Here is a 4,782-nt window from a genome sequence, read left to right as displayed (position 1 = left end):
CCCAGCCCCGAAGGGCCAGGATCCCGTTCGACTTGCATGTGTTAAGCACGCCGCCAGCGTTCATCCTGAGCCAGAATCGAACCCTCCACAAAAAACTGTGTCAGGAACCATATCGGCTCCAAAAATAAGAAATCAACCACCCAGCCCAAAGGCCAGGCATTGAAGTACCGCAAGCCCTTATAAGGAAAGGGCAAGCAAAAACCCCGGCCCCCATCAACCAACCTAATGGACTCCCAAACGGGAGCGGAAGCCGGACTGGCAATCAAAAACACTCGAAAAACAATGTTATATTTATTCAAGTAGTACAGTACACGCTCTTGAGTTCTCAAACCACCACCACGCGCCAAGCCCGGAACACCGGGGCGGAACCCGCCCGGCCGGCTCAGCGGCAGCAAGAGAACAACTTACACGCCCAACGCGAAAACCGCAACCCCCAACCCCAAAACCCCTGCAAACACTGGGCTGTACGGCGTGTCGCAAAACAGCCACCGCCAACGGGGGCGGCGTGAGGGTTAGAGGGTTTTCTCGATGATGTAGCGGGGGCGGTTTTTGACTTCGGTGTAGATTTTGGCGATGTATTCGCCGATGACGCCGAGGGCGACGAGGATCATGCCGCCGAGGAGCCATAGCGAGCACATCATGGACGCCCAGCCTTCGACGGCACGGCCGCTGACCACCGACACGATCGTGTAGACCAGCATGGCAACGCCGACGACGACGGCAACGACGCCCAGCCAGGTGATGATTGCCAGCGGCTTCGTCGAAAACGACGTGACACCTTCGATGGCGAACGACACCATCTTGCGCAGCGGATACTTCGACTCCCCTGCCACGCGGCTGCCGCGCTTGTAGTACACCTTCGTGTTCGGCAACCCGATCGACGGCACGATGCCGCGCAGGAACAGGTTCTCTTCGGGGTACTGGGCGAGCGCTTCGAGCGCGGCGCGGCTCATTAGCCGGTAATCCGCATGGTCGCGCACCGTTTCGGTGCCCATCTTGTCCATGAACGTATAGAACATCTCGGCCGTGCCGCGCTTGAATGCCGTGTCGGTATCGCGGTTATCGCGCACCCCGTACACGATTTCGGCGCCGTCCCGATAGTCTTCGATCATCCGGTCGACGGCGTTCGGATCGTCCTGCAGGTCCGCATCCATCGATACCACGGCGTCGGCGTCCATATCGAGCGCGGTCATCAGGCCGCCGAGCAGCGCGTTCTGGTGCCCCTTGTTATGGGCAAGCTTCACCCCGTGAAACATCTCAGGACGTTTCACGTGCAACTCTTCAATGATGCCCCACGTACCGTCCTTCGAACCGTCGTCCACGAACAGCACTGCGCTGCGCGGTCGCACGCGCCCCTGCGCTTGCAGCGTCTCCAGTTTCGTTTCCAGCACCTGGGCCGTCGTCTGCAGCGCGGCTTCCTCGTTATAGCAAGGCAATACGAACAGCAATTTCGGCGGTTCGCGCCGCCCGGCACGCGCAGTGTCGGCCGTCGCCGCAGCGGCTGCGGCAATCTTGTTTCCTGTGAAACGTTCCTTCTCTGCCGGTTGCGCGACGTTATGTTTCACGTGTTGCATTTCGCTTGTCTCCCGGACGCTCGCATTCATGAACGGTTCCTTCCTTCGTGAATCTCTCGCCGTATACCGCCGAAGTGCGAAGGCGACCGGACGGCTCAGCGCCGGCGCCCTGTTCTCAAAAATTTCCCTGCGACCCTCTAGAAGCGATAGTACCCGAAAAGCGCGGGCCGTTTTTCGTTCCTGCCCCGCTTTACGCCTTCGGGAGAGCCCCAGCCTGCCCGAAGGGACGCGGCCTAGGTTGGGCGCTGGCGGAAACCGCAGGTTTTCCGCAACTGGCTTACTCCGGAAGAAGGACGAAACAACGATGATGAACAACGGATTCGTGCCGCTCGCAACGGCCTCGCCGCTGGTCAAGGTCGCCGACCCGGCGGCCAATGCCCAGCTGTGCTACGAGGAGATCCTCAAAGCCGCCGATCAGGGCGCCAAAGTGGTGGCGTTCCCGGAAATGACGCTCACTTCCTACATCGCCAACGACTTGCTCTACCACGGCATCCTCCTTGAGAGCGCGGAACGGGAACTCGGGCGGCTCGTGGAACGTACCAGCGGACTCGACGTGCTCTTCTCCGTCGGCATGCCGCTGTGCGTCAACGGAAAGATCTACAACGTGCTGGCAATCTGCCACGCCGGCCGCATTCTCGGCGTCGTTCCGAAAACGTTCATCCCGACATACGGCGTGGATTTCGAAGGCCGCTGGTTCTCGAGCGGGCCGGCCGAAGTGAGCCCGATCAGTGTCGCCGGACAGGACAACGTGCCCTTCGGCTCGCACCAGGTGTTCCGCAACGCCAAGATGCCGCAGATGTGCCTCGGCTTCGAAATCTGCGAGGATATCTGGTCGCCCGATCCGCCGTCGATCAAGCTGGCGCTGGCCGGCGCGACGATACTGATCAACGGTTCCGCTTCGAACGCAAGCCTCGACAAGGACGTCTACCGTCGCGGGCTGATTTCCGGCCAAAGCGCGCGGCTGCTCGCCTGCTATGCCTACTGCAGCTCCGGCACCGGCGACTCGACCGGCGACGTCACCGTCGGCGGCCAGGAAATCATCGCCGAGAACGGCACGATCCTTGCCGAAGCGAAGCCGTTCGGCGCCGCGTTCGCCATCGCCGATATCGACGTCGAAAGCCTGTGGGGAGCGCGCCGCGGCATGTCGTCGTTCCATGTCGCCGCAACGCCCGCGGACGCCGGCTATGCCGAAACGTTCTTCGACATGGAGATTGACGAGCGTCCGCTCAACCGCCCGGTCAGCTCGGCGCCGTTCCTGCCGGCAAAGGATTCCGACGTCGCCGACTGCTGCGACCTCGCGCTGGCGGAACAGGCGCACGGCCTGCTCGCGCGCATCCATAACCAGGGCGTCACGAAGATCGTCATCGACGCGACCGGTTCCGGCGAAGCGAACGCGGCGCTGGCCATCGTCGCCACGGCACGCGGCGCCGCGCTGGCGTCGCTGGACGCGTCGGCCGTGCATGTCGTGACGTCGAGCGCCGCCGGCAGCGGGCGGCTGGAACGGCTTGCCGCGCTGGCCCGCACGTTCGGCTTCTCGTACGACGAACTCAAGATGCCGGCGACGCCGGATGCCACCGCCGTGCGGCAGTACCTGTTCCAGCAGGCTTCCGGCGCCTCCACGCTCGTCGTCACGCCGACCGACATGACGGAACTTGCGCTGGGACTGACCGACGAACCGACCGACGTCTGCCGCCAGTACGGCATCAACAGCCAGATGGTGCGCAGCTTCATTGCACCGATGCTGCGCCGCTTTGCCGAACGGCTGGAGATTGCGCGCAACTACGAGGGAATCTGGGCCGATGCCGGCTGCAGCGATCCGGAGACGACGTCGAAGATCGGGGACGCGGCGACCGTCGCCTGGTTCGCCGACGAAGGCGCGCGCACATCGTTGCGTTCGACGCTGGCCGACATCGCCGCACAGAGCGAACCGATTGCCATTCCGGCGCACGATCCGTACGCGACGGCCCCGGGCCACACTGCCGGCCCGGTGGAAGTCGTCGATTTCTATATCGACGGCTTGCTGCGCGCCCAGTACCGCCCCGCAAAGCTGTTCCGGCTCGCCAAGGCGGCGTTCGCCGGCAAGTATGCGGACGGGGACCTGCTGGACTGGATGGAAGCGTTCTACAGCCGCTTCTTCGCGACGCAGTTCATGCGCTACAGCCTGCCCGACGGGCCGCGCATCGCATCGGCCGGCCTGGATCTGCACAGCGGCGTCATGCTGCCGAACTTCGCCGACCCCACGCTGTGGCTCGATGAAGTGAAGTCGCTGCGCTAGCGTTTGCCGAAACGAAAAAGGGGACCGTTCGCCTGCCGCGGACGGTCCCCCTTTCGTTATTCCTTAAGATTTTCCCCGGCAGCCGTTGCTGGACTTCGCCGAGATTGTGCCGGAATCCGCAATCGCTTTACCGATGGCGCGGCTTGTAGCCTTTCTTACGCGACGTCGGCTTGCCTTTGCCGCGCAGCGCCTGCGTCTGCAGATTCAGCTGCGGGTCGCGGTGCGTCAGGTGCCATGTACCGCAGTAGGAGCACTGGTAGACCCACAGCTGCGTTCCTCGCTCGATGCGGCTGTCCTCAGCCGCCTGCAACGCCTGTACCTTGGTAGCGTACATGATCTTGTTGCTTTGCTGGCAACGCTTGGGAACGAAGAAGTGCATGCTAGCCATGCTAGCGCGCCGCCACAACCCCGCCATCGCCCGCTGGCCGCGCAAAACACAGCCCGTCCCTGCGTCCCCGCATTCCGGATAAGTGTCGCTACGATTCCCGATAACGACACTTATCCGATTATCTGTCGCTATCAGTCTCTTCAGCGACAGATATCAAGCAAAAGCCTGCCGTGGCTGCCGCTCCGGCGGGTATGCGAAAGGCCCCCTTGGGGCTTGCGCCATCCAAGGGGGCCTTGTAAGTGTAAACCGCGGCGGCGTGCTACTCTCCCACATCCTCTCGGATGCAGTACCATCGCCGTGCCAGGCCTTAGCTTCCGGGTTCGGAATGGGGCCGGGCGTATCGCCTGGGCCATGGCCGCCGCGAAATCCTGATGCGGAACCCGCGCCCCCGAGGGGCGGGTTCCGGGTGTCCGGTTTGGGAACCGGATGGTGGACGCGTAGAAGAATGGGATCGGTCTTGCAGTGATTGCCAACAGGGTTCCAATGGAACCACGCTGGCGTGACCCAGTGCCGTTCTGGCCCTTGAAAAGGGCTGGTTGCACGGG

Annotated in this window: 3 protein-coding genes and 2 rRNA genes; 1 reads left to right on the top strand and 4 read right to left on the bottom strand. The window is 62.9% G+C overall.

All coding sequences use genetic code 11. The features are described 5' to 3' along the window. Together AC1AXT_RS08725 and AC1AXT_RS08720 are read right to left on the bottom strand one after the other, a co-directional pair. A 16S ribosomal RNA gene (locus AC1AXT_RS08725) occupies nucleotides 1-92 on the bottom strand; the annotation flags it as partial. Between the two features lie 420 nt (nucleotides 93-512). Next, nucleotides 513-1,448, bottom strand: a complete 936-nt coding sequence (locus tag AC1AXT_RS08720; RefSeq protein WP_476542227.1) for a glycosyltransferase family 2 protein — start codon at nucleotides 1,446-1,448, stop codon at nucleotides 513-515. Between the two features lie 430 nt (nucleotides 1,449-1,878). Here AC1AXT_RS08720 and AC1AXT_RS08715 point away from each other — a divergent pair, with 430 nt between their 5' ends. Further along, the gene (locus AC1AXT_RS08715) at nucleotides 1,879-3,849 is read left to right on the top strand and encodes a nitrilase-related carbon-nitrogen hydrolase (RefSeq protein ID WP_476542225.1); all 1,971 of its coding nucleotides are present in this window, start codon (nucleotides 1,879-1,881) and stop codon (nucleotides 3,847-3,849) included. A 127-nt stretch (nucleotides 3,850-3,976) separates the two neighbouring features. Here AC1AXT_RS08715 and AC1AXT_RS08710 read toward each other — a convergent pair whose 3' ends face one another. Both AC1AXT_RS08710 and rrf read right to left on the bottom strand, forming a co-directional pair. After that, nucleotides 3,977-4,228: a hypothetical protein gene (locus AC1AXT_RS08710; protein ID WP_476542223.1), complete on the bottom strand. Its 252-nt coding sequence runs from the start codon at nucleotides 4,226-4,228 to the stop codon at nucleotides 3,977-3,979. A 255-nt stretch (nucleotides 4,229-4,483) separates the two neighbouring features. Beyond that, nucleotides 4,484-4,600 (bottom strand): 5S ribosomal RNA (gene rrf / locus AC1AXT_RS08705). Between the last annotated feature and the right edge of the window lie 182 nt (nucleotides 4,601-4,782).

The organism is Bifidobacterium sp. LH_450, assembly GCF_056356715.1.
Note: the sequence above shows the minus strand (reverse complement) of the source record. Positions and strands in the feature narration are given on the sequence as shown.

Bases quoted from the DNA above. Each gene is read 5' to 3' on its own strand.
- AC1AXT_RS08715 (WP_476542225.1), top strand. From the start codon at position 1,879: ATGATGAACAACGGATTCGTGCCGCTCGCAACGGCCTCGCCGCTGGTC.
- AC1AXT_RS08710 (WP_476542223.1), bottom strand. From the start codon at position 4,228: ATGCACTTCTTCGTTCCCAAGCGTTGCCAGCAAAGCAACAAGATCATG.